This is a genomic window from Kitasatospora sp. NPDC024654 (genome assembly GCF_055559155.1).
Map to the genome: position 1 here is coordinate 46249 of NZ_JBVHLF010000037.1, position 26941 is coordinate 73189.

At 75.0% G+C, this 26941-nt stretch carries 26 protein-coding genes and 2 pseudogenes; 15 read left to right on the top strand and 13 right to left on the bottom strand.

From position 1 onward, the window contains the following. Positions 1-96 precede the first annotated feature (96 nt). Positions 97-357 (top strand): acetyl-CoA carboxylase biotin carboxyl carrier protein, encoded by a 261-nt coding sequence (locus tag ACZ38L_RS21995; protein WP_465696191.1) that lies wholly within the window; start codon positions 97-99, stop codon positions 355-357. Between the two features lie 64 nt (positions 358-421). Then, on the top strand, positions 422-1822 hold the full coding sequence (locus ACZ38L_RS22000) for an acetyl-CoA carboxylase biotin carboxylase subunit (protein WP_465696109.1): 1401 nt from the start codon (positions 422-424) through the stop codon (positions 1820-1822). 97 nt (positions 1823-1919) lie between these two features. On the opposite strand, the gene ACZ38L_RS22005 is transcribed toward ACZ38L_RS22000, so the two are convergent. Both ACZ38L_RS22005 and ACZ38L_RS22010 read right to left on the bottom strand, forming a co-directional pair. Next, entirely contained in the window at positions 1920-3035 is a 1116-nt protein-coding gene (locus tag ACZ38L_RS22005; RefSeq protein WP_465696112.1) for a methyltransferase, read from the bottom strand. Between the two features lie 32 nt (positions 3036-3067). Next, complete coding sequence (locus ACZ38L_RS22010) at positions 3068-4126, bottom strand: right-handed parallel beta-helix repeat-containing protein (RefSeq protein ID WP_465696115.1); 1059 nt, start codon at positions 4124-4126, stop codon at positions 3068-3070. A gap of 188 nt (positions 4127-4314) precedes the next feature. On the opposite strand from ACZ38L_RS22010, the gene ACZ38L_RS22015 reads away from it, so the two are divergent. Genes ACZ38L_RS22015 through ACZ38L_RS22025 form a run of 3 tightly spaced genes read left to right on the top strand, consistent with a single transcriptional unit; the run spans position 4315 to position 6915 of the window. Then, positions 4315-5205 (top strand): class I SAM-dependent methyltransferase, encoded by an 891-nt coding sequence (locus ACZ38L_RS22015; RefSeq protein ID WP_465696118.1) that lies wholly within the window; start codon positions 4315-4317, stop codon positions 5203-5205. A 24-nt stretch (positions 5206-5229) separates the two neighbouring features. Further along, entirely contained in the window at positions 5230-5847 is a 618-nt protein-coding gene (gene folE / locus ACZ38L_RS22020) for a GTP cyclohydrolase I FolE (protein WP_465696120.1), read from the top strand. Positions 5848-5856: 9 nt separating this feature from the next. Next, positions 5857-6915, top strand: coding sequence for a glycosyltransferase (locus ACZ38L_RS22025; protein WP_465696123.1), 1059 nt, complete (start codon positions 5857-5859; stop codon positions 6913-6915). Here ACZ38L_RS22025 and ACZ38L_RS22030 read toward each other — a convergent pair. The 3 genes from ACZ38L_RS22030 to ACZ38L_RS22040 are packed head-to-tail and all read right to left on the bottom strand — an operon-like array spanning position 6899 to position 9848. After that, positions 6899-7657 carry a pyrimidine reductase family protein gene (locus tag ACZ38L_RS22030; protein WP_465696125.1) on the bottom strand — a complete coding sequence of 253 codons (759 nt, stop codon included), beginning with the start codon at positions 7655-7657 and terminating at the stop codon, positions 6899-6901. The genes ACZ38L_RS22025 and ACZ38L_RS22030 overlap by 17 nt on opposite strands. A 5-nt stretch (positions 7658-7662) precedes the next feature. Continuing rightward, positions 7663-9237, bottom strand: coding sequence for a glycerol-3-phosphate dehydrogenase/oxidase (locus ACZ38L_RS22035; protein WP_465696127.1), 1575 nt, complete (start codon positions 9235-9237; stop codon positions 7663-7665). Further along, complete coding sequence (locus ACZ38L_RS22040; RefSeq protein ID WP_465696129.1) at positions 9234-9848, bottom strand: TetR/AcrR family transcriptional regulator; 615 nt, start codon at positions 9846-9848, stop codon at positions 9234-9236. The genes ACZ38L_RS22035 and ACZ38L_RS22040 overlap by 4 nt, the downstream gene beginning before the upstream one ends. Before the next feature lie 20 nt (positions 9849-9868). Here ACZ38L_RS22040 and ACZ38L_RS22045 point away from each other — a divergent pair, with 20 nt between their 5' ends. Beyond that, positions 9869-11509, top strand: a complete 1641-nt coding sequence (locus ACZ38L_RS22045) for an FAD-binding oxidoreductase (protein WP_465696132.1) — start codon at positions 9869-9871, stop codon at positions 11507-11509. Continuing rightward, the gene (locus ACZ38L_RS22050; protein ID WP_465696137.1) at positions 11506-12450 is read left to right on the top strand and encodes a diacylglycerol kinase; all 945 of its coding nucleotides are present in this window, start codon (positions 11506-11508) and stop codon (positions 12448-12450) included. Before ACZ38L_RS22045 ends, ACZ38L_RS22050 begins: the two co-directional genes overlap by 4 nt. A 17-nt stretch (positions 12451-12467) precedes the next feature. Here the strand turns inward: ACZ38L_RS22050 and ACZ38L_RS22055 are convergent, their stop codons facing one another. Then, entirely contained in the window at positions 12468-12977 is a 510-nt protein-coding gene (locus tag ACZ38L_RS22055; RefSeq protein WP_465696142.1) for a MarR family winged helix-turn-helix transcriptional regulator, read from the bottom strand. Between the two features lie 49 nt (positions 12978-13026). Here ACZ38L_RS22055 and ACZ38L_RS22060 point away from each other — a divergent pair, with 49 nt between their 5' ends. The 3 genes from ACZ38L_RS22060 to ACZ38L_RS22070 all read left to right on the top strand — a co-directional run bounded on the left by ACZ38L_RS22060 (position 13027) and on the right by ACZ38L_RS22070 (position 14758). Further along, a complete protein-coding gene (locus ACZ38L_RS22060; RefSeq protein ID WP_465696146.1) occupies positions 13027-13770 on the top strand; it encodes a dienelactone hydrolase family protein in 744 nt (247 codons plus the stop codon). Positions 13771-13772: 2 nt separating this feature from the next. Next, positions 13773-14039 carry a DUF6295 family protein gene (locus ACZ38L_RS22065; protein WP_465696151.1) on the top strand — a complete coding sequence of 89 codons (267 nt, stop codon included), beginning with the start codon at positions 13773-13775 and terminating at the stop codon, positions 14037-14039. Positions 14040-14248: 209 nt separating this feature from the next. Then, the gene (locus tag ACZ38L_RS22070; protein ID WP_465696155.1) at positions 14249-14758 is read left to right on the top strand and encodes a universal stress protein; all 510 of its coding nucleotides are present in this window, start codon (positions 14249-14251) and stop codon (positions 14756-14758) included. Positions 14759-15046: 288 nt separating this feature from the next. On the opposite strand, the gene ACZ38L_RS22075 is transcribed toward ACZ38L_RS22070, so the two are convergent. From ACZ38L_RS22075 to ACZ38L_RS22095, 5 genes are all read right to left on the bottom strand, one after another. Then, entirely contained in the window at positions 15047-15793 is a 747-nt protein-coding gene (locus ACZ38L_RS22075; RefSeq protein WP_465696157.1) for a GntR family transcriptional regulator, read from the bottom strand. Between the two features lie 120 nt (positions 15794-15913). Next, on the bottom strand, positions 15914-16144 hold the full coding sequence (locus tag ACZ38L_RS22080) for a DUF6296 family protein (RefSeq protein WP_396562636.1): 231 nt from the start codon (positions 16142-16144) through the stop codon (positions 15914-15916). A gap of 133 nt (positions 16145-16277) precedes the next feature. Further along, positions 16278-17222 (bottom strand): hypothetical protein, encoded by a 945-nt coding sequence (locus tag ACZ38L_RS22085; protein WP_465696161.1) that lies wholly within the window; start codon positions 17220-17222, stop codon positions 16278-16280. Between the two features lie 180 nt (positions 17223-17402). Next, on the bottom strand, positions 17403-17603 hold the full coding sequence (locus ACZ38L_RS22090) for a YegP family protein (RefSeq protein ID WP_465696164.1): 201 nt from the start codon (positions 17601-17603) through the stop codon (positions 17403-17405). A gap of 154 nt (positions 17604-17757) precedes the next feature. Beyond that, complete coding sequence (locus tag ACZ38L_RS22095; protein WP_465696167.1) at positions 17758-18525, bottom strand: AraC family transcriptional regulator; 768 nt, start codon at positions 18523-18525, stop codon at positions 17758-17760. An 85-nt stretch (positions 18526-18610) separates the two neighbouring features. Here ACZ38L_RS22095 and ACZ38L_RS22100 point away from each other — a divergent pair, with 85 nt between their 5' ends. The 4 genes and pseudogenes from ACZ38L_RS22100 to ACZ38L_RS22115 form a co-directional block, all read left to right on the top strand. Then, the gene (locus ACZ38L_RS22100) at positions 18611-19198 is read left to right on the top strand and encodes a class I SAM-dependent methyltransferase (protein ID WP_465696170.1); all 588 of its coding nucleotides are present in this window, start codon (positions 18611-18613) and stop codon (positions 19196-19198) included. A gap of 72 nt (positions 19199-19270) precedes the next feature. Next, entirely contained in the window at positions 19271-21409 is a 2139-nt protein-coding gene (locus tag ACZ38L_RS22105; RefSeq protein ID WP_465696173.1) for a restriction endonuclease, read from the top strand. Positions 21410-21525: 116 nt separating this feature from the next. Then, positions 21526-21810: pseudogene (locus tag ACZ38L_RS22110) on the top strand (SDR family NAD(P)-dependent oxidoreductase); the annotation flags it as partial. A gap of 79 nt (positions 21811-21889) precedes the next feature. Next, positions 21890-22201: pseudogene (locus tag ACZ38L_RS22115) on the top strand (SDR family oxidoreductase); the annotation flags it as partial. Positions 22202-22373: 172 nt separating this feature from the next. Here the strand turns inward: ACZ38L_RS22115 and ACZ38L_RS22120 are convergent. After that, positions 22374-23411 carry an AsnC family transcriptional regulator gene (locus ACZ38L_RS22120; protein WP_465696175.1) on the bottom strand — a complete coding sequence of 346 codons (1038 nt, stop codon included), beginning with the start codon at positions 23409-23411 and terminating at the stop codon, positions 22374-22376. A gap of 121 nt (positions 23412-23532) precedes the next feature. Between ACZ38L_RS22120 and ACZ38L_RS22125 the strand changes: the two genes are divergently transcribed. Next, entirely contained in the window at positions 23533-25167 is a 1635-nt protein-coding gene (locus tag ACZ38L_RS22125) for an amidohydrolase (protein WP_465696177.1), read from the top strand. Here the strand turns inward: ACZ38L_RS22125 and ACZ38L_RS22130 are convergent. Continuing rightward, positions 25164-26933, bottom strand: coding sequence for an enoyl-CoA hydratase-related protein (locus tag ACZ38L_RS22130; RefSeq protein ID WP_465696179.1), 1770 nt, complete (start codon positions 26931-26933; stop codon positions 25164-25166). The genes ACZ38L_RS22125 and ACZ38L_RS22130 overlap by 4 nt on opposite strands. Positions 26934-26941: the final 8 nt, after the last annotated feature.

Consider the following 26941-nt stretch of genomic DNA (forward strand, 5'->3'; position numbering starts at 1 on the left):
AGAGCCACCCCCCCCCCCCCCCCCCCCCCCCCCCCCCCCCCCCCCCCCCCCCTCCCCCCCCCCCCCCCCCCCCCCCCCCCCGAGCCGGACCTTGGGCTGGCCCACGTCCGCGCGCCGATGGTGGGCACCTTCTACCACGCGCGCGAGCCCGAGGCGCCGCCGCTGGTCGCGGTCGGCGACCTGATCCGGGTGGGCCAGCCGGTCGGGATCCTGGAGGTGATGAAGATGATGAGCACGATCGAGGCGGACACCGCCGGGCGGGTGGTGGAGATCCTGGTGCCCAACGCGCAGCCGGTGGAGTTCCAGCAGCGGCTGATCGCGGTGGAGCCGGTGGTCCCCGGCGAGCCGGAGGAGTGACGACCCGTCGCACTCAGTATGGTGGCGCACTGATCAGAGGCCCTAGGCACTGAGAGGTGCGCCCATGTTCTCCACCGTCCTGGTCGCCAATCGCGGCGAGATCGCCCTGCGGATCGCCCGGACCTGCCGCGAACTCGACATCCGGACGGTGGCGGTGCACTCGACCGCGGACCGCGACTCGGCGGTGGTCCGGTTCGCCGACAAGGCCGTCCACATCGGACCGCCGGCCTCCCGCACCAGCTACCTGCACATCCCCTCGATCATCGAGGCGGCGCTGCAGACCGGGGCCGAGGCGATCCACCCCGGGTACGGCTTCCTCTCCGAGGACCCGGACTTCGCGGAGGTCTGCGAGGCCAACGGGATCACCTTCATCGGCCCGCCGGCACAGGTCATGCAGCGACTCGGCGACAAGGCGGAGGCCCGCGCGGTGATGGCGCGGGCCGGGCTGCCGGTGCTGCCGGGCAGTGCCGGCGCCCTGAACGGGCCGGCCGAGGCGGAGGAGGTCGCCCAGCGGGTGGGCTATCCGGTGATCCTCAAGGCGGTGGCCGGCGGTGGCGGGCGCGGGATGGCCGTGGTCCGGGCTCCCGGGCAACTGCGCACCGCCTTCGCCGAGACCCGGGCGCACGCCCGCGCGGTCTTCGGCGACGAGCGGCTCTACCTGGAGCGGTACGTCGAGGACGCCCGGCACGTCGAGGTGCAGGTGGTCTGCGACCGGCACGGCGCGGCGATCCATCTGGGCGAGCGGGACTGCTCGGTGCAGCGCCGGCACCAGAAGCTGGTCGAGGAGTCCCCGGCCCCGAACCTGCCGCAGTCCCTGCGGGCCGAGATGTGCGCGGCCGCGGTGCGCGGAGCGCTGGCGGTCGGTTACGTCGGCGCGGGCACCTTCGAGTTCGTGCTGGCGCCGAACGGCGAGTTCTTCCTGATGGAGATCAACTGCCGGCTCCAGGTGGAGCACCCGGTGACCGAGCTGATCACCGGGATCGACCTGGTCCGCGAGCAGATCTCGGTGGCGGCCGGGCTGCCGCTGAGCCTGGCCCAGGCGGACGTCCGGTTCACCGGGGTGGCCGTGGAGTGCCGGGTCAACGCCGAGGACCCGGCCCGGGACTTCCGGCCGACGCCCGGGCTGCTGACCGAGTTCGTGCCGCCCGGCGGTCCGTTCGTCCGGGTCGACACGCACGCCTACCCGGGCTGGCGGATCGGTCCGGACTACGACTCGCTGCTCGCCAAGACCGCCGTCTGGGCGCCGGACCGGACCCAGGCGATCGCCCGGATGGACCGCGCGCTGGGCGAGTTCCGGATCGACGGGCCGGACGTGCGGACCACCCTGGGGTTCCTCCGCCGCACCCTGGACCGTCCGGAGTTCCGCGCCGCGACGCACACCACCGGACTGGTCGACGCGATGGGGCCGGCTGACGGGCAGCCGGCCCCATCGCGGGACGCCGTGGTGGCGGTGGAACCCGCCTAACGGACCGGGGGCCCCCCCCCCCCCCCCCCCCCCCCTGCCCCCCCCCCCCCCCCCCCCCCCCCCCCCCCCGGGACGCCGTGGTGGCGGTGGAACCCGCCTAACGGACCGGTGCCGCCGCCTCCACCGGCACCATCGGTGTCACCGCCGGCACCACCACCTCCTCGAGCTCGATCGCGCTCGCGCCGGGCGCGACCGTGCTGTCGAAGGCGTGCAGGTAGGCGTTGACCGGACGGACGTCGCTGACCCGCAGCCCGGCCTCGCGCATCAGGGTGAGCAGGCTCTCCCGGGAGTGCTTGGCGCCGCCGACGTTGAGCAGCAGCATCAGGTCCATCGCGGTGGTGAAGCGCATCGAGGGGCTGTCGTCGACCAGGTTCTCCACGACCACCACCCGGGCGCCCGGGCCGGCCGCGCCGACCACGTTGCGCAGGGTGCGGCGGGTGCTCTCGTCGTCCCACTCCAGGATGTTCTTGATGATGTAGAGGTCTGCCCGGACCGGGACCTCGCTGCGGCAGTCGCCGGGCACCAGCCGGGCCCGGTCGGCCAGCGAGCCGCCCGGCCGCAGCCGGGGGTCGGCGCCCGCCACCACCTGCGGGAGGTCCAGCAGGGTGCCGTGCACGTCCGGGTGCCTTTCCAGCAGGCTGGCCAGCACGTGCCCCTGGCCGCCGCCGATGTCGACCACCGTGGCGACCCCGGTGAGGTCCAGGAAGGCGGCCAGGTCGGCCGCGGACTGCCGACTGGAGTGGGTCATCGCCCGGTCGAACACCCGGGCGGAGTCCCCCGCGTCGTCGTGCAGGTAGTCGAAGAACTCCTTGCCGTACAGGTCGGGGAAGATGTTCCGCCCGGTGCGCACCGCCTCGTCCAGCCGCGGCCAGGCCTCCCAGGTCCACGGCTCGGTGCACCAGAGGGAGATGTAGCGCAGGCTGTGCGGCGAGTCCTCGCGCAGCATCCGGGACATGTCGGTGTGCGCCCAGCGACCGCCCTCCAGCTCGGTGAAGACGCCGTAGCAGGCGAGCGCCCGGAGCAGTCGCTCCAGCGGGCCGGGCTCGACCTCCAGGGCCGCGGCCAGTTCCTCGGCCGCCATCGGTTCGTCGTCCAGCCGGTCGGCGAGCCCGAGCGAGGCCGCGGCGCGGATGGCCGCGGCGCAGGCCGCGCCGAAGACCAGCTCCCGCAGTCGCATGGCGGACTGCGGTGACGGGGGGTGTGCGGTGGTCATCGTCCGCCTCTCTCAGCGTGGATAAGGGGGTATCAGCAGCGGCCGGCGGGCATCGAGACCCGGCAGGTGTTGCCCTGGAAGGTGTTTCCGGTGCCCTTGTCGTGGTCGACCAGGTCGCCCGGGCCATTGTCGAGCACCATGTTGTTCTGGACGCTGACCCGGGAGACGGGCGCGCCGACGTAGCTCGGGAAGAAGACGATCCCGCCGGAGAGCGAGGAGCCGCCACGGTTGCCCTTCACCTGGTTCTCGGTCACCCGACTGTCCTCGGCGCCGGTGAGCAGGATGCCGACGCCCTGCACGACGTCCAGCCGGGAGGTGGCCGGGAAGAACTTGTTGTTCTCGTTCAGGATGTTGGCCCGGATCGTCACATCGCCCGCCCGGGGGACGCCGTCGTCACCGACCACGAAGACACCGCCGCCGTTGCCGGTGGCGGTGTTCCGCTCCACCGTGACCGCCCGGGCGCGCCGCACCACGACGCCGATCCGGTTGCCGGTGAACCGGTTGTCGGCGATCTCCGCGCCGTGGGTGTCGATCGCACCACCCTTGCCGTCGGCCAGGTTGGCCAGGAAGACGCCCGCCTGGCCGTTGTCGGCGGCCTCGTTGGCGGTCACCGCGGAGCGGGTGGAGCGCTCCGCCGCGATGCCGTACTGACCGTTGTCGTGGGCGAAGACGTCGTGCACCGCGAGCTGGTCGGTACCGGAGGCCCAGATGCCGTTCTGCTTGAAGCCGGTGACGGCCAGCGACTCGATCCGTACCCCGGAGACCGGCCGGTCCGCGGGGCCGCTCACGCAGATGCCGTGCCCGCCGGCGGCGCAGGAACCCGCCGGAGCGGTGTCACCCGGCCGGAGCACGGTCTGCCGGCCGGCCCCACGGATCGTCAGGCCCGATCGGGTGACCGTGACGCTCTCCCGGTAGGTTCCCGGAAGGAGCTGGATGGTGTCACCCGGTTGGGCGCTGTCGACCGCCTGCTGGATCGACTGACCGGGCTGGACGGTGTGCGAGCCCGCCGCGTGGGCCGCCAGTGCGGCGGGCTGGCACGCGACGGCGAAGGCGGCGAGGGCCGCGAGGTGGTGAGTCCGGCGGATGAACATGAGTGATGGTCTGCTTTCCCAGGAACCCGGAGATTGGATCGGATCGGCCGCGGACAGGTCCGCGGCATCGAAGCTATGGCCGACCGAGAACGCCCGCCACTCCTGGTGGCCATTCGCGCACCGTCCGTGCTCGACCGGGTGGGCTCGACGATGTTGTCGGGGTGCTCGGTGGCACTGATGATGGGCGGATGGACGAGGCGACGCGGCTGCCGCGCGGCCGGGCCGGCGACTGCCCGACCTGCGGCCGGGCCGGCGAGCCGTACGCGGTGTCGGCGGAGTTCTACGACATCGTGCACGGCGAGCGGTACCACCGGGAGGCCCTCGCGCTGGCCGGGCCGGCCGCCGCGGCCCGGGTCGGCATCGTGGATCTGGGCGCCGGCACCGGCCTGGTCACCGACGTCCTGCTGGGCGCCTCCTCGGTGCCGGTGCACGCGGTCGAGCCGGCCGGTCCGATGCGCGCGGTGCTGCTCTCCCGACTCGCCCGGGCCGAGCCGGCGCAGCGCGAACGGGTCACCGTGCACCCCTGCCCGGCCGAGCGGCTCGGGCTCGCCTCCCGCGCCGACCTGGCGGTCTGCCTGCGGGTGATCGCCGGCCTGCCGCCGGACGAGCGGCGCGCGGTCTGGCGGTCGTTGGCGCACTGGCTGCTGCCGGGCGGGCTGTTGTTCGTCGACCGTCCGCCGAAGGGGCTACCCGACGCGCCGCGCAGCTACCGGATCGGCGAAGCTCGGATGGGCGCGGACGTCTACAGTGCCCGGCTCTCCGAGCGCGCCGAGGCCGGCCGGATCCGGCTGGACTTCAGCTACCTGGTGCACCGGGACGGCCGGCTGCTCCGCCGGGCGGCCGAGACCTTCCATCAGTGGCCGCTGCCGGAAGCGGAGCTGGACCGGGAGCTGACGGCGGCGGGCTTCGCCCGCGACGGCGAGCCGGTGCCGCCGCTGCTGCGGCTGCGCCGACTCGACCGGCCGTCGCGGCCTTCGCCCAGCTCGGTGGCCCGGTCAGCGGAGCGGAGGCGTTCTTCACCAATCCGTTCGGCCGACCTACCATCGGCTGCGAACGATCCGGACCCGCACGGCCAGTAGCGCGACACCGATCTGGGGAGAGACATGGCTGGGATCGACCGGACCACCCGGGCGGCGGAGCAGGACACGACCGTACTGCCCAGCACCCCGGAGGTCGACCTCGCGGGCGCGGAGAAGGCGGCCAAGGAGTTCCTGACCGCACTCGGCATGCGGACCGACACGCCCGAGCTGAGCGAGACCCCCGGCCGGATGGCCCGGGCCTACGCGGAGTTGTTCAGCTCGCGCCCGTTCCGGCTGACCACCTTCCCCAACGACGAGGGCTACGACGAGCTGGTGCTGGCCCGGGCGATCCCGTTCCGCTCGATCTGCGAGCACCACCTGCTGCCCTTCACCGGCACGGCCCACGTCGGCTACCTGCCGGGCACCCGGATCCTCGGGCTGTCCAAACTCGCCCGGGTGGTCGAGCACTTCGCCGGTCGGCCGCAGATGCAGGAACGGCTCACCCGGCAGATCGCCGACTGGCTGCAGAGCCGGCTCAGCCCGCGCGGGGTGGGGGTGGTGATCGAGGCCGAGCACACCTGCATGACGCTGCGCGGTGTGCAGTCGCTCGGCGGCAGCACCGTCACCTCCGCGATGATCGGGGAGATCCGCGACGACGGGCGGTCCCGGGCCGAGTTCCTGGCCCTCGCCACCCAGCGCTGAGCGGCCGCGATGAACGACACGATCAGCGTGCTCACCGCCGTGCCCGCCGACGGGCACCGTCATCTCCCGGCGGCCCACCGCTCGCTCGCCGAGCAGCGGCTACCGGCCGGGTGGCAGTGGCAGTGGGTGGTCCAGGCGCACGGCAGGGACGGCTCCCCGCCGCTGCCATCGCTGCCCGCGGACTCCCGGGTCTCGGCCGACGGCGGGCGCGGTGGCGGTGCCACCGCCCGGACCGCGGCGCTCTCCCGGGCCACCGGCAGCCTGGTGCGGGTACTGCCCGCGGACGGTCTGCTGCCGCCCGGCGCACTGCATCGCGACATCGAGACGCTCACCCGGCACCCGGAGGCCGGCTGGTGCCTCTCCCCCGGGCTGGCGCTGCGGCCGGACGGGCCGCCGGCCGGCACGCCACTGCCCGATCCGCTGCTGCCCGGACCGCTGCCGCCGGGCGTGCTGGCGCAGTGCCTGCGGGCGGGGCGGCCGGGTGTCCCGGCGGCCGCCCTGACCGCGCGGACCGAGCTGCTGCGCGCGCTCGGCGGCTGGCCGGCCCTGCCCACCGGGGCGGATCTCGCGCTGCTACTGGCCTGCGAGGCGGTGGCCCCGGGCCGGTTGGGCGGCGAGCCCGGCACGATCCACCGGGTGACGGCGACCGAGCCGACCGAGCCGGAGCGGGCCGCCCTGCTGGCCCGGGCCGACGCCCTGCTGCGCGCCGGGTGGCGCTGGCAGAGCCCACCCGTGCTGAGCCCCTACGAGCGGCAGGCCGGCCGCTCGCCCGATCCGCGCTGGGCCTACGACCGGCGGGTCGCGATCCACCAGGCCGTCGACGGAGTGCTCCGGGAGGCGGCGGACGTGCTGGCGCGGCGCAGCCGGAACGGGCGCTGGACGCCGCCCGGCGAGATCGCCGAGGGTGGCAGCAACATCGGGCTGAGTACGGCGGCCCGGGTCTGGGTGCTGGACCGGCTGGCGGAGCGGATCCGGGCGGCCCGGGCGGTGCTGGACGAGGTGGAGTCCGACTCGGCCCGCTACCAGTCCGACGATCAGTCAACTCCCTTGCTCAGATGGCGGGGCTAAGCAGATAGCGGGTGAACAGGTAGTCGTTCGCGGTCAACACCGAGGCCAGGGTCAGCGCACGGTCGGCGCCCGGGAGCGGCGGCCCGCGCAGGATCCGGGTGGCGTCGCCGCCGGTGAGCAACGGCGCCACGGTGAGGCAGAGTTCGTCCAGCAGGCCGGCGGCGCAGAGCCGGCCGAGCAGCTGCGGTCCGCCCTCGCAGAGCACCCGGGACAACCCGCGCTCGGTCAACTCGCCCATCACCCGCCGTGGTTCGACCTCGCCCTCGCCGACCACCAGCACCTCGGCCACCCGCTCCAGCGCTCGCCGGGCCGACGCCGGGGCCTGCCGGGTGGTGAGCACCAGGGTGCGCGCACCCGGCGGCGCGCCGAACAGGTCGCCGCCCGGGTCGAGTCGGAGCCGCGCGCTGACCACCGCGATGGGTGGCGCGGGCGGCCGGCCGTCCGCCGTCCGGGCGGCGGCGAGCCGCGGGTGCGGCTCCGCGGGGCCGTACCCCTCGGCCCGGGCGGTCCCCGCGCCGACCAGCACCACGTCGGCCAACGACCGCAGCACAGCGAGCAGTTCGACATCGGCTGGGCCGGAGAGGCCGCCCGACCTGCCGTGCAGGGCGGCGGCGCCGTCCAGCCCGCGGACCATCGAGGCGCGCAGCCACGAACGCCGGGGGTAGCGGTAGACCTCGGCCAGCCAGGCGTCCCGGTCGGCTGCCGGAACGGTCGCCCCGGGCGCCGGGAACAGACGACGCATGACGGTCAGTCTGCCACCCGGGCGGTTCGGGACAGCACGTCGGCGACCAGCTCCTCGACCGCGGCCCGGGCCCGCTCGGCGTCCGCCGGCACCAGGCCGATCCTGGTCCGCCGGTCGAGCACGTCAGCGGCGTCCAGCGCGCCTTCATGGGTCACCGCGTAGGCCACCTCCGCCCGCGTGACGTCGATCCGCTCGGCGATCGGCTCCAGCGGCCGGTCCGGCGCCGCCGCCAGAACCTCGTGCGCCGCGCCACCATGACGGTCGATCAGCGAAGCCGGAAGGTCGCCGCCGCCCGGCAGCGGGCGGCTGTCGCGGTGACCGGGTGCGCCGACCAGCGGCAGCCGGGCCGTCCGGCAGGCGCGGGCCGGCAGCCCACCGGCCCGCACCGCGGCGTCCACCGTGTCCTGCGCCATCCGCCGGTAGGTGGTGAGCTTACCGCCCACCACGGTGATCAGCCCGGTGGGCGACTCCAGCACGGCGTGGCTGCGCGACAGGTCGGCGGTGTCGCCGTCCCCGGTGTCGATCAGCGGCCGCAGCCCGGCGAAGGCACCCCGGACGTCCGCCCTGGTCAGCGCGGTACGCAGGGCGGTGTTGACGGTCCGCAGCAGGAAGTCGATCTCGCCGTCGGTGGGGACCGGCTCGTCCGGGATCGGGCCGGGCGCGTCCTCGTCGGTGAGGCCGAGCACCACCCGGTCCAGCTGCTGCGGCAGCGCGAAGACGAACCGGCTGGTCGAGCCGGGGATCGGGACGGTCAGCGCGGCGCGCGGGCGGCCGAGCACCGCGGCGTCGAAGACCAGGTGGGTGCCACGGCTGGGCCGCAGTCTGATCGACTCGTCCACCTCGCCGGCCCACACCCCGGTGGCGTTGACCACGGCCTTGGCCGTGACCTGGAACGACTGGCCGGTGAGGGTGTCGACGAGCTGGGCGGAGCGGCCGGTGGCCCGCTCGGCCCGGACCCGGGTGAGCACGGTCGCGCCGTGCTGGGCGGCCGTCCGGGCGATCGCCAGCACCAGCCGGGCGTCGTCGACCAGCTGTCCGTCGTGCGCCACCAGCGCGCCGGCCAGTCCCTCGGTGCGGACCGCGGGCACCAGCGCGGCGGCCTCGGCCGCACCGACCCGGCGGGCCCGGGGCAGCAGCGCGGCCGGGGTGCCGGCGCTGATCCGCAACGCGTCGCCGGCCAGGAAACCGACCCGGACCAGCGCCGCCTGACCACGCCGCACCGAGGGCAGCAGCGGGACCAGCTGCGGCAGCGGGCGGATCAGGTGCGGGGCGGTCCGGGTCATCAGGATGCCGCGCTCCACCGCGCTCTCCCGGGCCACCCCGACCCGCCCCGAGGCCAGGTAGCGCAGCCCGCCGTGCACCAGCTTGGAACTCCACCGACTGGTGCCGAAGGCCAGGTCGCGCCCCTCGACCAGGACCGTGCGCAGCCCGCGCGAGGCCGCGTCCAGGGCGACTCCGGCACCGGTCACCCCGCCCCCGACGACCAGCAGATCGACGGTGGGATCGGCGGCCAGCGCGGCCAGCTCGGCGGCGCGGCGCTTGGCGTTGAGCGTGCTGGTACCGGCGTATGGCGTGGTCAAGGCGTCAGGTATCCGTTCAGAGCGGTGGCCAGTTCGCGCTGCCAGGCGGCTTCCGGCAGCAGGTGGGCGACCATGCGGTGGGACTGCACGGTGGACTGGGCGATCAGCAGCACCATCGCGGCCAGCTCGGTCGGTTCGCCGGCGCGGACCGAGCCGTGCCGCTGGCCGAGTTCGATGGCCTCGCGCAGGGCGTCGAGCATGCCGCGCTGGCTGGTACCGAGGCGCTCGACCACGTACTCGAGCAGCACCTCGGCGTCCGAACGCAGCAGTGCGCCGAGCAGCTGGTGGTCGCGAACCAGGACGGCGACCTCGACCACCCAGGCGACCAGCGACTCCCGGTCGTCCCCGGCCCGGGTCGCCTGCTGCTGGGTCCGCCACAGCTCCCGGGTGAGCAGCGCGCCGATCACCGCGCGGACGTCGGGCCAGCGACGGTAGACGGTGGGGCGGCTGACCCCGGCCCGGCGGGCGATCTCGGCCAGCTGGGTGCGGCGCAGGCCGAACTGGACCACCAGCTCGGCGGCGGCGTCCAGGATCACGTCGTCGGTGCTGCGCAGGACGTCGGCGGCGGGGGCAGCGGCGGGCTCGATGGCCGAGGCGTTACTACTTGACATTATGTGGAACACTGTAACGCATGTCATCCGATCCGCGACCAGCACCGGGCCACCCGGCGGCCGTCCTGCCGCTGCCGCCGATGAAGTGGGACGCCTGGGGCGACCCGGCCCTCGCCAAGCCGCTCTCCGAGGAGATCAGGACGCTGCTGGCGCAGGTGTTCGGGATCTCCGGGCAGGACGCCGAGGCGCCCACCGCCGACCAGGTGGTGCTGCGCCCGTCCGCCCTGCCGGCCGAGGACCTGGCCGCGCTGGCCGAGATCGTCGGCACGTCGTACGTCAGCGCCGCCGACGCCGACCGGCTGCCCCGGGCCGGCGGCAAGTCCACCCTGGACCTGCTGCGCCGGCGTGACCGGGAGGCGCAGGACGCGCCGGACGCCGTGGTGCTGCCCGGCAGCGAGGACGAGATCGCCGCCGTGCTGGCGCTCTGCGCGCGGCGGCGGATAGCGGTGGTCCCGTTCGGCGGTGGCACCAGCGTGGTCGGCGGCGTCGACCCGGTCCGGGCCGGCTTCCCGGCCGTGATCTCGCTCGACCTGCGCCGCTTCGACGCCCTGCACTCGCTGGACGAGACCTCCGGCGAGGCCGTGCTGGGCGCCGGCCTGACCGGCCCACGCGCCGAGGAGCTGCTGGCCGAGCGCGGCTACGAGCTCGGCCACTACCCGCAGAGCTTCCGCTACGCGACCATCGGCGGCTTCGCGGCCACCCGCTCCTCCGGCCAGGACTCGGCCGGCTACGGGCGGTTCGACGAGATGGTCCGCGGGCTGCGGGTGGTCACCCCGGCCGGCGTGCTCGACCTGGGCCGGGCGCCGGCCTCGGCGGCCGGCCCCGACCTGCGCGAGCTCTTCCTCGGCTCGGAGGGCGTGCTCGGCGTGATCACCGCGGTCCGGCTGCGGGTCCACCCGGCACCGGCCGTCCGGGTGCACGAGGCCTGGAGTTTCCCCGACTTCGCCACCGGCGCCGCCGCGCTGCGGGCGGTCGAGCAGCGGGGCACCGGGCCGACCGTGATCCGGCTCTCCGACGAGGCCGAGACCGCCGTCAACCTGGCGATGACGGAGCAGATCGGCGGCGCCCAGGTGACCGGCGGCTGCCTGGCCGTGACGGTCTTCGAGGGCACCGAGGAGCAGGTGACGGCCCGCCACCGGCTGACCCGCGAGGTGCTGCTGGCGGCCGGCGGCGACTCGCTCGGCGCCGGGGCCGCCGAGGCCTGGGAGCACGGCCGGTTCAACGCGCCCTACCTGCGCGACTCGCTGCTGAGCGCGGGCGCGCTCTGCGAGACCCTGGAGACCGCGACCGACTGGGCCCGGCTGCCCGAGCTGAAGACCGCGGTGACCGCCGCCCTGCAGCAGGCTCTGGAGAAGAGCGGCAGCACCTCGCTGGTGCTCTGCCACCTCTCGCACGTCTACCCGACCGGCGCCTCGCTCTACTTCACCGTGGTCGCCGCCCAGCAGGGCGACCCGATCGCGCAGTGGAGCGCGGTGAAGGCGGCGGCGAGCGACGCGATCATGGCCGGCGGCGGCACCATCACCCACCACCACGCGGTCGGCACCGACCACCGGCCGTGGATGAACCAGGAGGTCGGCGACCTCGGAGTGGCGATCCTGCGCGCGGTGAAGAGCACCGTCGACCCGGCCGGGATCCTCAACCCCGGCAAGCTCATCCCGTGACCGCGGTGCCCGGCGCGGGCCCGGCCGGCCGGCCGGTCCGCGCGGTCGTCCTGCTGGTCAACCCGGCCGCGGGCGGCGGCCGGGCGGAGCAGGCCGCACGGCGGGCCACCGCCCGGCTGCGCGAGCACGGCGTCGAGGTCCGCCCGATGGCCGGGTCGGATCCGGCCGACGCGCTGCGGCTGGCCCGGGCGGCCACCGACGGCGGCGCGGACGCCCTGGTGGTGGCCGGCGGCGACGGCCTGATCGCGCTCGCCCTCCAAGCGCTGGCCGGGACGAGCCTGCCGCTCGGCATCGTCCCGGCCGGCACCGGCAACGACCACGCCCGCGCGTACCAGCTGCCACTGGGAGCCCCGGAGGCGGCGGCGGACGTGATCGCCGAGGGCACGGTCGCGACCGTCGACCTCGGCCGGATCGACACCGCCGACGGCACCACCCGCTACTTCGGCTCGGTACTCGCCGCCGGCTTCGACTCGCTGGTCAGCGACCGTGCCAACCAACTGAGTTGGCCGCGCGGGCGACTGCGCTACAACGTCGCGATGCTCGCCGAGCTGGCCGGCCTGCGCCCGCTGCCGTTCCGACTGGCGCTGGCCGACGGCACGGTGCTGGAGGGACCGCTCACCCTCGCCGCGGTGGGCAACACCCGCAGCTACGGCGGCGGCATGCTGATCTGCCCGGACGCCGACCCGGCCGACGGCCTGCTCGACGTCACGCTGATCGGTGCGATGCCCCGCCGCCGGCTGGTCCGGTTCTTCCCCACCGTCTTCAAGGGCACCCACGTGCTGCGCGACGCCGTCCGCACCTACCGCACCACCGCGCTGCGGATCGACTCCCCCGGCATCAACGCCTACGCCGACGGCGACCACGTCGGCCCGCTCCCCGCCGAGGTCCGCGTCGAGCCGGCCGCGCTGCGCGTCATCGTCCCGCGACAGATGGGGAGTTGAGGCCGGGACCAGGCCGGTCAGTCATGGCCGGGCCTGGACACCCGATGGCTGATCCGCTCCAGCAGCGGGACGGCCACGGCCAGCAGCTCCAGCTCATCGGCGGTCAGTTCCTCACGGATCGCGTGCGTCAGCCGCCGCCCCCGCTCCCGGCGGGCCCCGCGCAGCCCCGCCAGCCCGGCCTCGGTGAGCGAGACCACCACCCGGCGGCCGTCCGCCGGGTCGGGGCTGCGGGCCACCAGGCCGCGCTCCTGCAGGGCCGAGACGATCGCGCACATCGACTGCGGCCGGATGCCCTCGCCCGTGGCCAGCTCGGTCGGCGTGGCCGGCCCGTCGCGGTCCAGGCGGACCAGCACCGAGGTCTGCGACAGGGTCAGCTCTCCCTCCGGCTTGACCTGCCGCAGCCGGCGCACCAGCGGGCCGAGGCAGGCGCGCAGGTCGGCCGCGACCCGGGCCGCGTCGGCGACGGTGGGCGCCTCGCCCGCCGACTCACCGGCGACCGGACGTACGGCATCGCTCAGGGGTGTCATGATTATCAGTATAGGCTTATCAGTTGCGCCTTATGATATAGCTGGCGACATGACAGATTCCCTGACCGCCAAGAGCGTCACGGTCATCGGCCACAACGGTGACGAGATCGAGGCCTACCTGGCCCGCCCGGAGAGCACCGAGCCGCGCGGCGGCGTCGTCGTCATCCACCACATGCCCGGCTACGACCGGGCCACCAAGGAGATCGTCCGCCGCTTCGCCGAGCTCGGCTACGACGCGATCTGCCCCAACCTGTACTCCCGCGAGGCCCCCGGCGCCGACCCGGCCGACGCGGCCGCGGTCGCCCGGGCCGCCGGCGGCGTGCCCGACGAGCGGCTGCTCGGCGACGTGGCCGGCGCGGCGGCCCACCTGCGCGCGCTGCCCGGCTCCAACGGCAGGGTCGGCGTGATCGGCTACTGCTCCGGAGGCCGGCAGACCGTGCTGACCGCCTGCAACCTGGACGTCGACGCCGCGGTGGACTGCTACGGCGCGTTCGTCACCGGCACCCCGCCCGAGGGCATGCCCTTCAAGGTCACCAACCTGGTCGACCAGCTGCCCGCGCTGCGCGCCCCGCTGCTGGGCCTGTTCGGCGCCGAGGACAAGTACCCCGGCCCGGAGCAGGTGGCGGAGCTGGAGCAGATCCTCACCGCGCACGGCAAGGACTTCGAGTTCCACAGCTACGAGGGCGCCGGCCACGCCTTCTTCTCGGTGGACCGCCCGTCCTACAACGTGGCCGCCGCCAACGACGGCTGGGAGCGGATCGCCGCCTTCTTCGGCCGGCACCTGGGAGCCTGAGCATGTGCACCTACACGACCGTCAAGGACGCCCTGGACGGCAGTGCCAAGGGCCCGGGCGGCTCCTGGTTCCACGTCTCCGACCTGACGGTGTACTTCGACCACCCGGTGCACGCGATGGCCGAGCACACGCTCAACATCGACCTCAGCGACCCGTCCAGGGGACCGTCCGCGCGGGTCGCGCTGGAGCTGACCGCGGAGTCGGCGCGACGGCTGGTGGCCGCCGTCCAGGAGGCGCTGGCCGCGGTTCCGCCGGAGCTGACCAGCTGACTTCCTGACCTTCCGACCTGCTTGGCACGACCACCGTCGGGCGATCACGGCACTGCTGCCGTGGTCGCCCAATTTCGCTTAGATGAAAGGGCCAATCGCCAGTTCACCTTCGATTTGCAGGCATCACTGCGGATCTGACAATATAATCCCAGAGAGCGCCGCACCGATCCGGTGGGCGGACCACAGTCGACCTAAGGAAGCGAAGGACCATGTCGGACGTCGCGCGCGTCATCGTCGGAGTCAGTGGCTCGTTGAACAGCCTGACCGCACTGCACCGCGCGGCGGACGAGGCCCGCGCCCGGCAGGCGACCCTGGTCCCGGTGCTGACCTGGACGCCGGTCGGCGGTGAGCGCAACTACCGCGCCCAGCCCTGCCCGCCGCTGCTGCGGACCTGGGAGGAGGCCGCCCACGCCCGCCTGGGGCGCGCCTTCCAGGACGCGTTCGGCGGCTTCCCGACCGGCCTGCGGGTGGACCCGCTGGTGATCCGCGGCGAGGCCGGCCCGGTCCTGACCCAGGTCGCGGACCGGCCGGACGACCTGTTGGTGGTCAGCACCGGCCGCCAGGGCCGGCTGCACCGGCTGGTGCACGGCTCGGTGAGCCGCTACTGCCTCGCCCACGCGAGCTGCGCCGTCATCGCCGTCCCGCCGTCCGCCCTGCAGACCGATCTGCGACGGCTGGCCCGCACCGTGGACCTGCGCGAACTCTCGCACGCCGCCTGACCGTCCACGCCGAACGCGGCCCGGGCACGACTGGGCCGGGGAGCGCCGCCAGCGTCATCGCAGGTGGCGCTCCCCGACGGGGGTGTGCGTGTCGCACGGGACGGGGGTCGGCTGGGCCGGCTCCCGGGTATCCCCCTCGCCCCGGAAGCGGGGAAGGTCGGGCGAGGAGGGTTCGGTCGGCAGCGTGCAGGCCCTGGTGACTGCCCTGGCCCGCCCGTGGGACGGTGCGCCGACTGGACGAATGATGTCTGACAAGTGCAGACGAGTCAACGGGCGGGGCCGGTGCGGTCAGCCGCTCTGCCGCAGGCCGAGCGCCGGGGCGCCGGCGGGGAGCAGGTACTTGGCCGCCAGCAGGGGCGTCCGGCCGACCCGCACGGTCTGGGTGATCAGCAGCGCCGGGGTGTCCGCGGCGCGGCCGAACTGCCTGCCGCGCTGCTCGCCGAGGATACTGGCCGCGATGCTGCTGGCACCGCGCGGGCGCGCGCCGCGCCCGTGCCGCAGGACGGTGCGCAGCATGGTGTGAGCGCTCTCCCGGGCCGCGCCGACCGCCTCGGCCAGCGCCGGCTCCGCGGTGTCGAGGACCTCGTCGGTGGCCGACCACTCCTGGGCCAGGCAGGCCGGCAGACCGTCCACCTCGATCAGGCTCTCCCAGAACCAGCCGCGGCCGTCGACCGGCATCAGCAGCCGGGCCAGCGAGAACTCGGTCGGCCCCTCGCGGAGCCGACGTACCGGCAGCACCTCGACCGGGCCGCCCTCCGCCAGCAACTCCTCCATCGGGCAGAGCCGTTCGAACCCCTGGCGGCGGGGCTGGGCGCGGACCGTCCGGCCCACCCCGCGGCGCACGTCGATGACGCCGTCCTCCTGCAGCAGGATCAGCGCCTCGCGCAGGGCGGGGCGGCTCACGCCGAGGTCGGCGGCGAGCCTCGGCTCGGAGGGCAGTTGCGAGCCGGGCGGGTAGGTGCCCCGCTGGATCGCCTCGATCACGCGCTCGTAGAGCGCCACCACCGGCCGCCGCCGCACGTCCTCGCCTGCCATCGCCCCGTCCTCGGTGGTCCCGCCCGCACTCCGCCCGGTTGGCGGAACAGCGCCAGGCTATCGGAGCGCTTGTCAGACAAGTGCTCCGGACTCGCCGAGCGGAGACGCGTGCTGGCGGACCTACACCTCCCGGACCGTGCGGGGCGGTTCGAGGTCCTGGTGACCGCCGGTCGCGAGCATCCGGATCTCGCCGCGATCGCTGATCTCGGCCCGGACCACCCCCGTGTCGTCCGCGAACACCGGGTGGCCACCCGGTCCGCTGGCGCCCGTGGGGCGGACCACCACGACGTCCTCGTGCTCCTCCGCCCCGGTCTGGCGGACGAAGACCAGCTCGTACGCGCTCGCGGACATGGCTACACCTCCCGGTCGCCTCGCGGCGGGCGGCCCGCGCTCCGCGCGGTCCGTCCCCACCGCCTCCGACCACCCTCCGCCCGCGGCCCGCTCGGCCGCAAGACGAACCCGGGCCGGGCCAGCGCCTCCCGGTTCAGCCCTGCGAGCGTGACCGCCAGTAGCTGAAACGCTCCACCGGCTGCCCGTCCAGCCCCCACGGCCAGGCCGTCACCGTGCCGCCGAGCAGCGCGAAGACCTGGCCGGCGTCCCGTGGGCGCTTGGCCTCGACCAGCGCGTACGCCAGCAGGTTGAGGTCGGCCAGGGCCGCCGCGTGGGTCAGGAACCCCGGGACCGTCCAGTCCGCCAGCGCCCGGTCCAGCATCGCCGCCGGGTGGGCGTGCCCCCAGAGCCGGTCGGCCAGCAGCGCGTCCACCCCGCCGGCCACCACGGTCCGCCGGTAGCGGCTGACCTCGGCGGTCAGCGCCAGTCCGGCGGTCGGCGCCTGGGCGGGCATCCCGGAGACCGTCGCATCGACGAAGTCCAGGGTCTGGCTGCGCGAGCCTCCCTCCTCCGGGCCCAGGTAGCCGAGCATCTCCAGGTGCGCGTCACGGTTCCAGGGGTCCCGGCTGGTGATCTCGTCCCAGACCGCGAACACCTCGTGCGGCCGGCTGTGCTGGACCCGCAGCAGTCCGAGCAGGACCACCCACGGCGTCGGGTCCTCGGGCCACAGCTCGGCGGCTCGGTAGCACTTGTCGGCCAACGCCTGCGCGTCCACCGTGCCGTTCGCGCGGCGCGCCCGGACCAGGTCGACCCGGGCGTGCAGGACCAGCGCGTCCGCGTGGCGCGGGCGGCGCAGCAGCCAGGAACGCGCCAGGTTCGAGTCGGCGGCGCTCTCGGCGAGCACGCCGATCCGGTGCGCCCGCCGGTCCCAGTCGGCGCCGGTGTCCTTGAGCACCCGCTCGACCTGGTCGATCTGGATCTCCGACATGCCCGAGATCGCGGGCGCTTCGACCTGCCTGCGCACCCGGCCGAGGTCGCGGTCGTCGAGTTCCGGGGTCAGGCGGGCGGTGGGGGTCCGGCGGATTCCGAAGAGCGGCATGGCCGGATCCTGACCGCGCGACGGCTCCTGGGCAAGGAGGACGGAGCCGATCGTTACCTCGGACTCCCGAACCGAGACGTTACCGGGCGGTTGACCCGCCGACACCTGCCCTCCGCACGGCCCGGCCCCGACCGCACGACGACCACCGCGTGGTGTGGCGGTGGTCGTCGTGCGGGCGCGTCACATGGGGTCGTGCACGTCCGGCATCGGCTCGCGGATGTCCGCCTCGGCCGCCGCCCGCTTGACCGCCTCGCAGCCCCGTTCGGCGCCCGACCTCGTCGGGTAGGACTCGCCGACGGCGACGATCTCGCCGTTCCCCGCCTTGAGCCGGAAGCGCCAGTGGTGCGCCTTGTCCTCGTAGACCTCGAAGTGCGCGGCCATAGCGATCACCCCATTCCACGGATGCTGTCCTTTTCCGCAAGCTACGCCGGATACCGGGCGACGGCATCCGCTGCCACTTCCGCCGGTGCCCTCCCGGCGACCGCAGGGTCGGCCGGGCCGGCTTCCGGGGCGTCGCGCCGCAGCCACAGTCGCCTCAGGTCCCGCGCAGATAGCGCCGCGGCGTCGTACCCACCGTCCGTCGGAACGCGGCGAGGAACGCGCTCGGGGTCGCGTAGCCGACCGCGTGGGCCACCCGGGAGACCGGCTGCCCCTCCGCCAGCAGCGGCAGCGCGGCCCGCAGCCGCAGCTGGGTCCGCCACCGGTCGAAGGGCATCCCGGTGTCCCGTGCGAAGAGTCGACTGACGGTCCGCCGGCTGCTCCCGACCGCCCGGGCCAGCGCCTCCAGCGTGCGCGGATCGGCCGGGTCGGCGAGCAGCAGCGCGGCGACGGCCCAGGCCCGCGGGTCGACCGGCTCGGGGACGGCGATCGGCGTGCTGGGCAGCGGGTGCAGCAGGTCGAAGAGGACCGCCTCGGCCCGCCCCCGGACCGGCTCGGCGAGGTCCGGGCGGTCCAGGTGGTCGAGCAGCCCGGCCAGCAGCCCGTCGACCGCCACCGCGGTCGGGGTGTCCCAGTCCAACGGACAGCGCTCCGGAACCAGGTAGATCCGGCGCAGCACGGCGTCGTGGGTGGCGCCGGTGCGGTGCGCGGTGCCGGCCGGCACCCAGAGTGCCCGGGTCGGCGGCAGCACCCAGGAGCTCTCCTTGACCCGCACCGCGATCACCCCCCGGTCGGCCCAGGCGAGTTGGTGCCAGGCGTGGCGGTGCTCGGCGAACCAGTGGCCGGCGGTGAGCGGGAGCGAGCCCACCACGAGCACCCCGACGCCCACCGGAAAGTCCCCGTCACTCACCACGTCCGTCGTCATACCGTCAACCTACGGCCCCGATGCGACACTTCTTGGCCCGACGGCGTCTCCCGGCCACCCGCGCCGCGCGCCTAGGGTCCCGAGCATGCCGATGAACTTCCTGCACCGACGCATCTGTTCGTCCGCCGGCTGGGCCGCCTCGGTCGCCCAGCGGATGCCCGGCGACCTCGCCGGGGTGGACCTGGGCGACGACGTCCTGGAGATCGGTCCCGGTTTCGGGGCCACCACCCGGGTGCTCGCCGAGCGGGTGCCCAGGCTGACCGCGGTGGAGATCGACGAGGCCTCGGTGCGTCTGCTGCGCGCCACCTTCGCCGACCGGGTCGAGGTGGTGCACGGCGACGGAGCTCGACTCCCCTTCCCTGACGGCCGGTTCTCCGCGGTGGTCTGCTTCACGATGCTGCACCACGTGCCGTCCGTGGCGCGGCAGGACGCGCTCTTCGCCGAGGCCTGCCGAGTGCTGCGCCCGGGTGGGGTGTTCCGCGGCGTGGACAGTCAACTCACCGTCAGGTTCCGACTGCTGCACCTCGGGGACACCATGGTGGTGCTGGACTCCCGGACCCTGGCCGGCCGGTTGCGGCGGGCCGGGTTCGACCGGGTGGAGGTGGCGCACGAGCCCCGGGTGCGGGTCCGCTTCCTCGGTCACCGTCCCCTCGGGCCGGCCGGACCGCACTGACCCCGCGCAGCACCGCCCGTACCACCGCCCGCCCCGGCTCGCTAAGGTGTTTTCCCAGGCAAGGGGCCATGCGTGGAGCTGGGCGAAGGGGTGGACGTGACGGCGAGGCGGCAGAGCCAGGGGGTGCTGGCCATCTGGGCGGAGGCGCAGCGGCGGGAGCAGCGCCGGCAGGAGGCCCAGTGGCGGGCGCAGGCCGCCGCCCAGCGCCAGAGCGAACGGGCGGCGCGCGAGGCGGAGCGGGCCGCCGCCCGTGACGAGCGCGAGCGGCTGCGCGCCCACCAGCAGTCCCGGGAGGCCGACGCGGCCCGGCGGACCGCGGAACTCGACGCCCGGGTGGCCGAGTTGCAAGGCGTGCTGCGGGCCGGCCGGGAGCGGCCGGGGTTCAGCCTGCGCTCCCTGCTGACGCCGGTTCAGCTGCCCGCCTTCGACCCCGGACCGCTCGGTACCCCGATCCCGATGCCCGACCCCGGGCACTACCAGGTGCAGCCGGCCGGGGGCCTGCTCCAGCGCCGCCGCTCGGAGGAGCTGCAGGCGCAGGCCCGAGCCCGGTTCGAGCAGGACTGGCGGCAGGCCCAGCACGCCGAGGCGGAGCGGCAGCAGCGGCTCACCGCCTATCACCAGAGCTACCTGGCCTGGGCCGAGGAGCAGCGCCGGCAGGACGCCGAGCGGATCGCCGGCACCGAGCGGCTCGCCGAGGGGCTGCGGCAGGCCGAGGGCGAGGCCGTCCAGGAGTACTTCAGCGCGGTGCTGTACGGCTCCGCGGGCTGGCCCGAGGGCTTCCCGCGGCAGCTCGCGCTGGCCTGGGACGGCCCCGCCCGGCAGCTGGTGGTCGGCTGGGAGCTGCCGCCGCACCAGGTGGTGCCCGAGCACGCCCGCATTCGCTACGTGAAGGCCGACGACCGCGAGGCCCCGGTGGCCCGCGCGGCCACCGAGCGCAGGCGGATCTACCGCGAGGTGCTGGCGCAGAGCGCGCTGCGGGTGCTCGACGAGCTGTTCCGGGCGGACGAGTACCGGCTGCTGGACTCGGTCGCGCTGACCGGCTCCGTGCGGGGCGTCGACCCGGCCACCGGGCGCGAGGCCCGTCGGGTGCTGCTGGCGGTGACCGCCGGGCGGGCCGCCTTCGGCGCGATCGCACTGGACCGGGTGGCACCGGTCGAGTGCCTGGAGGGCCTGGGCGGCCGGCTCTCGGCCCGCCCCGAACGGCTTGAGGAGGTGCGGCCGGAGCGGCTGCCGGAGGCGGTCGGCGACACGGTGGCCGGGCAGGGCGGCGAGGACGACCCGGACCTGTTCACCATGGACCCGATCGAGTTCGAGCAGCTGATCGCCGAGCTGTTCCGGGCCCGCGGCTACCGGGTGGAGACCACGGCACGCAGCGGGGACGAGGGGGTCGACGTGGTCGCGATCGACCCGGACCCGGTGACCGGCGGGAAGATCGTCATCCAGGCCAAGCGCTACCGGCACACCGTGCCGCCCACCGCGGTCCGGGACCTGGACGGCACGGTGCGCCACCACGGTGCGATCAAGGGCATCCTGGTCACCACGGCCGGCTTCGGGAAGGGCTCCTACTCGTACATCGAGAACAAGCCGCTCTCCCTGGTGACCGGGCCCGAGCTGGTGGAGCTGCTGGCCGAGCAGGGGCTGCGCGGGCGGCTCGGACCGGCGCCGGCCGCTGCCGCCGCCAGGGCCCGTGACGGATCGTCGGCCCGGCTCCGGATCGACTGGCAGCCCCGCACCGACGGCGGCGACCAGGTCGAGCTCGACGTCTCGGTCTTCGTCTGCGCCGGCGGCCGGGTGCTCAGCGACGAGCACTTCGTCTTCTTCAACAACCCGGCCGACCCGGCCGGCGCCGTCCGGCTCGGCACCGCCCGCACCACCCCCGAGGGACCGCTGCGCAGCCTCGCGCTGACCGTGGACCTGCACCTGCTCGATCCGCACGCCGACGAGGTCGCGGTCGCGGTCTCCACCGAGGAGGAGCCCGGCCCGGCCCTGCCGCTCGGCTACGTCCGCGGCCTGGCCCTCCAGGTGACCGACGGCGTGTCGGACGCCCAACTGGCCGCCTGGACCGGCGCCACCAGCGGCATCTCGGACACCGCGATGTCGCTCGGCTCCTTCCGGCGTCACCCCGACGGCTGGCGGTTCACCGCCACCCCCACCCCGGTCCCCGGCGGCCTCGCCGGCCTCGCCACCCACCGCGGCGTGGTGGTCGAGTAGCCCCCGTGTCCGCCCGGCGCTGCTCCGAAGGCCTCCTCCGTGCGCGGGCGCCGGTCGGGGTCCGGTCGGCGGACCGCCGGGATGCGGTCTCGGACCGGGTGGGGCAAGGTGCGGTCATGAGCGCCGGGAACGTGAGCGCCGCCGAGGTGGCCGGTCCGCCGCTGGCTGGCTGTGCGGCGCTGGTGACCGGCGCGTCCAGCGGGATCGGGGCGGCCACCGCGCTGGCGCTGGCCCGCGAGGGCGCCACCGTCGCCCTGGTCGCGCGCCGCACCGAGCGGCTGACGGAGCTGGCCGCCGCGATCCGCGACGGGGGCGGCTCGACCGTCGTGCTCACCGCCGACCTGCGGGACGCGGCGCGGGCGCGCCAAGCCGTCGAGGACGCCGCGGAGCACTGCGGACGGCTGGATCTGCTGGTGAACAACGCCGGTTACGTGGCGATGGGCGCGCTCGAGGAGAGTCGAGCCCGCGGACCTGACGCGGATGGTCGACCTCAATGTCACGGCCGTCCTGCACACCTCGCAGGCGGCGCTGCCGTACCTGCTGCGAGCGGCGGCGGACGGCCCGCGCGGGGTCGCCGACGTGGTGACCGTCAGTTCGGTCGCGGGCCGGCTGGTGCGCAGGGACAACGCCGTCTACTCGGCGACCAAGCACGCGGTGTGCGCGTTCAGCGAGGGGCTGCGCCAGGAGGTGACCGGGCGGAGGGTCCGGGTGGGCCTGGTCGAACCGGGTATCACGGAGACCGAGATGGCGGCCACCGCCGTCCCCACCGCCGTCCGCGGCCTGCCACGGAGCGACTGGCTGCAGGCCGAGGACATCGCCCGCTCGATCACCTTCATGGTCACCCAGCCCGCGCACGTCGCGGTCAACGAGATGCTGGTGCGTCCGACGGCCCAGGGCCCTTACTCCCGGCCTCCCCGACCAACCGGTCCCGGTGACCAGCCGGTCCCGGTGCCGCCGCGCCGGCTCAGCCCGGCGGCCGGTCCGGTTGGCGGCGGATCAGGCCGGCCCGTTTGTACGTGGTCAGGATCGGCGTCGTCTCGATGCTCGCGATCCACCGGAACCCACCGACCGTGCCGGTCAACAGCTCGTACAGTTCGGCGAGATCCGTGGCCGCCACCGCCGCCAGCAGGTTGGCCGGCCCGGTGGTGGCGGCGGTGAAGCGGATCTGTGGGTGACTGCTGAGGGCCTGCGCGGTCTCCGCCAGTCCGCCCGGCGCCACCGTGATCCACAGCAGCGCCTCGGCGTGCACGCCCAGCAGTGCGAGGTCCACCTCGGTCGCCAGCCGCACCACCCGTCCCGCGAGCCGCTCGGTGCGGCGGCGCGCGGTGAGCGCGGTGGTCCGCGCGTGCCGGGCCAGCTCCGTGTACGTGGCCCGCCCGTTGTCGGCCAGCGCGGCGATCAGGGCGTGATCGGTGTCGTCGAGCGACGACCCGCCACCAGGCGGCGCGACACCGAGCGGCTCGACGCCCGCCGGTCCGAGGCCCGCCAACTCGACCGCCGGCAGCGGCGACTCGGAGCCGAGCAGCTCGACCTCGGCCGGGGAGAGCAGACCGCCGGTCCAGCCGAAGGCGACCGGGAAGACCCGCAGCAGGGTGTAGGCGGTCCAGGAATCGACCGCGTCGGTCGCCGGCAGGTCGCGCAGCAGCAGGGCGTTGCGCTTCTCCGGGCCGTCCAGGAAGACGACGGTGCTGATCTCGTCGCCGCCGCCCAGGATGTCCACCCAGACGGTGTCCGGTCGACGGGCCAGCGCGGCGGCGACGGCCCGGATCCGCGGCGGGCGGCACCGGACCCGCAGCGCCATCGGGATCAACTCGGGGAAGTGGACCGGGTTCCGCACCACCGTGGTGCGCACGGTCCCGTCCTGGAAGAGCGGTCCGGCATGCCGGACCACGGTCCGCTCGGAGACGCCGAGCGCCCGGGCGACGGTGCGCCACGAGGCCCGGGGCGAGGCCAGCAGGGCCGCGATGATCCGCCGGTCGGCGTCCTCCAGGGCATGGCGCATGATCGGCATTCTAGGCGCATTCCTGTCCGGTTTCCTGCGTTCTGATGATGCCTTCTGGCACCCGTGCCGCCGGCGGTCGACGATCACGATGAGCCGGAAACCCCAGGGAGCGGAGAGTCGGATGAACAGGGAGTCGGCAGCCGATCTGGTGCTGCGCGCGGGTGCGATGCACACCATGGACCCGGCCGCGCCGCCCACCACCGCGCTGGCGGTGCGCGCGGGCGAGATCGTGGCGGTGGCCGGGCCCGGCGACGAGGCGGACCTGCTGGCCGCCTGGCGCGGCCCGGACACCACGGTGCTCGACGAGCCGGGCCTCACCGTGCTCCCGGCGTTCGTCGACACCCACAACCACCTGATGCTGGCGGCCCGCAACGTGCTGGGCGTGCCGGTCGCCCAGGCCCGGAACATCGCCGAGTTCGTCGAGCTGATCCGCGAACGGGCCGCGCTGACCCCACCGGGACAGTGGATCCTCACCGGCGCCGACTGGCACGAACTGCGGCTGGCCGAGCGCCGGATGCCCACCGCGGCGGAGCTGGACCGGGCCACCGGCGAACACCCCGTGCTGGCCCTGCGCGGCGGCCACAACGGCGTGCTCAACTCCGCCGGGCTGCGGCTGGCCGGCCTCGGCCCCGACACCCCTGACCTGCCCGGCGGCTTCATCGCCCGCGACGCCGCGGGCCACCCGACCGGCTGGGTGCAGGACGCCGCACTCGAACTCGCCCAGCATGCCCTGCCACCCCTGCCCGCCGACGCCCTCGCCGCAGGCATGGCCCAGGCGTCCGCCGGCTACGCGGCCCACGGGCTCGGCACCGTGCGGGACCCGGCCGTCACTCCGGCGGAGTGGCGCAGCTACCAACAGGCCCAGGAGGCCGGCCAGTTGGCCGTCCGCAGCCACGTGATGACGATGTCCACCCCGACCGCGATCAACTCCGCCGGCTCGATGGCCGGTTACCTCGACGGCCTGGAGGCGCAGGGCATCCGGCCCGGCGCGGGCGAGGGCCTGCTGCGCCTGTGGGGCCTGAAGTTCGTGCTCGACGGCGGCGCGGAGGCCGCCGCACTGACCCGGCCGTACCTCGACCGGCCGGACTACTACGGCGATCTTCTGTGGGAGCAGAGCGAGTTGGCGTCGGCCTTGGCCACCTGCGTGCGCCGCGGCTGGCCGGTCGGCACCCACGCGTTCGGCGACCGCGCCATCGCGGTGCTGCTGGCCGCGGTACGCGAGGTGGTCGAGCGGACCGGCCCGATCCCGCCGGGGCTGCTGGTGATCGAGCACGCCGGTCTGATCGGCGCCGGTCTGATCGGCGAGGCCGTCCGGCTGGGCCTCCATCTCACCGTGCAGCAGGCCCTGCTGGACGGGCTCGCCGAGCCGCTGACGGCCGCCTGGGGTGCCGAGCGGACGGCCGGTCTCTTTCCGTTGCGCCAACTGGAGGACTCCGGAGTCTGGTTCAGCGCCGGCACCGACCACCCGATCGGCCCGCTCGACCCGCTGCGCGGTGTGCACGGCATGACCACCCGGCACACCCCGGCCGGCCTGCTCGGGCCGCGGCACGCGATCGGCCGCGCCGAGGCCCTGCACCGCTACACGGTCGCCGGGGCGCAGCTGCTCGGCGGTGGCGCCACCGGCACCCTCGTCCCCGGTGCCCCGGCCGATCTGACCGCCTACCCGGCCGACCCGTTCACCGTTCCGGTGGACGAACTGCTCGGCCTCGCACCCACCTTGACGGTGATCGGCGGCCGGGTAGCGCACCTTGCCTAGGACCCCGGCGGGGTCGGCCCGGCGCCTGCCCGGGCCGGCCGGACCGCCGGGACGGCCGGCGGCTCGGCTGCCAGGTGGGCGGGGTTGCGCACCGGCGGCTCCTTGCGGACGAAGGCCCCGCGCAGCACGTGGTACGGCTCGCCGGGCGAGAAGAACTGCCTTCGCATCACGGTGAGTTCCTCGGCCCGGTAGGTGCGCAGCGGCTTGGCCGCCTCGTCCCGCTCGCGGGCCGCCTTCTTGGCGGTGATCCGGTCCTGCAGGTGCGGCGAGGCCGCCAGCAGCGCCGCGTACCGGGCCGTCTCCGCGCCGAACTCCTCGGCCGGGCAGGGGATCAGCCGGTCCACCAGGCCGAGCCGCTGGGCCGCCGCCGCGGTGACCGGCAGCGCCCGGCCGGTGAGCCGCTGGGCGAGCGCACCACCCACCCGGCGCGGCAGGATGTAGGTCCAGTACTCCGAGCCGTACAGGCCCATCAGCTTGTAGTGCGGGTTGAGCAGCACGCCGTCCCGGCACCACACCTCGTCCGCGGCCAGCGCCAGCATCGCGCCACCAGCCGCCACGTTGCCGCCGAGCGCCGCGACCACCACCCGGTCGCAGGTGGTGAGGATCGCCGCCACCAGGTCGTCCATCGCGTTGATGTTGGCCCAGGACTCGGCCGCCGGGTCGGCCGCGGCCTCGATCACGTTGAGGTGGATGCCGTTGCCGAAGAGGTCCCGGCCGCCGTCGAGCACCAGCACCGAGGTCGGCCGCCGACAGGCGTAGCGGTAGGCCTCGAGCAGCCGTCGGCACTGGCCGGTGCTCATCGCCCCACCGGGGAAGCCGAAGCGCAGGAACCCGACCTGGCCGTTCTCGTGGTAGCGCAGCTCGCTCCAGGTGCGCCGGTTCGCGGGCCGCTCCAGCGGGGCCGGCCGCTCGGGCAGCGGCGGCAGCCGGTCGCCGAGCGCGGTGACCGCGGGCAGCTTGAAGGTGGCCGGGCCGCCCGGCGTGCGGCGCGGACGCAGCTGGGGAATCCACACCGCGCCGTCCGTGGTGGCCCGGCAGATCGCGCCGTCCCGGGTGGCGATCAGGGCCCCGGGCTCGCCGCGCAGCTCGTCCTCCGGGTGGCCGCCGTGCAGGTACCACTCGGCGCCCAACAGCTCGTCCAGCACGCCGGGTTGGGAGTCGGCGGCGCGCAGCGCGCGGAGCACCTCGACGGTCGGCGCGCTCGTCCAGTCGATCCGGCGCAGCGCCTGGGCGAAGTACGGCCGGGTGTGGTCGGCGACGTCCCAGCCGGGGCCGTGTTGCGGGCGCGGGGCGTACCCGCCGGAGTCGAAGCGCTCGATCGCCAGCAGCACGGCGGCCAGCGCGGCGTCGGAGATCTCGTTGCGGTAGAGGTCGCTCTTGCCGACCGGCGGCAGCGGGCAGCGGACCTCCGCCCAGATGTCGCCGCCGTCCAGCACCTCGCCCGCCTGCAGCACGGTGACGCCCCACCCGGTGGCGCCCTCGTGGATCGCCCAGTCGAGTGAGGACGGCCCGCGGTCGCCCGGCGGCCCGGGGTGGACGATCAGGCAGGGGTGCGTCGACCAGACGTCCGGCGGGATCGCGCTGCGCAGCATCGGGGCCAGCAACAGCTCCGGCCGGTACCGGCGGACGGCGGCGCGCAGCTCCGCGTCGCCCAGCGCGGGCGGGGCCACCAGCTGCACCGCCAAGGTGTGGCCGCGGTCGCGCAGTTCGGCGAAGACCCGCTGGGTCAGGCTGTTGAACGCGCTCGCCACGAGCAGGATCCGCATCGCAACCT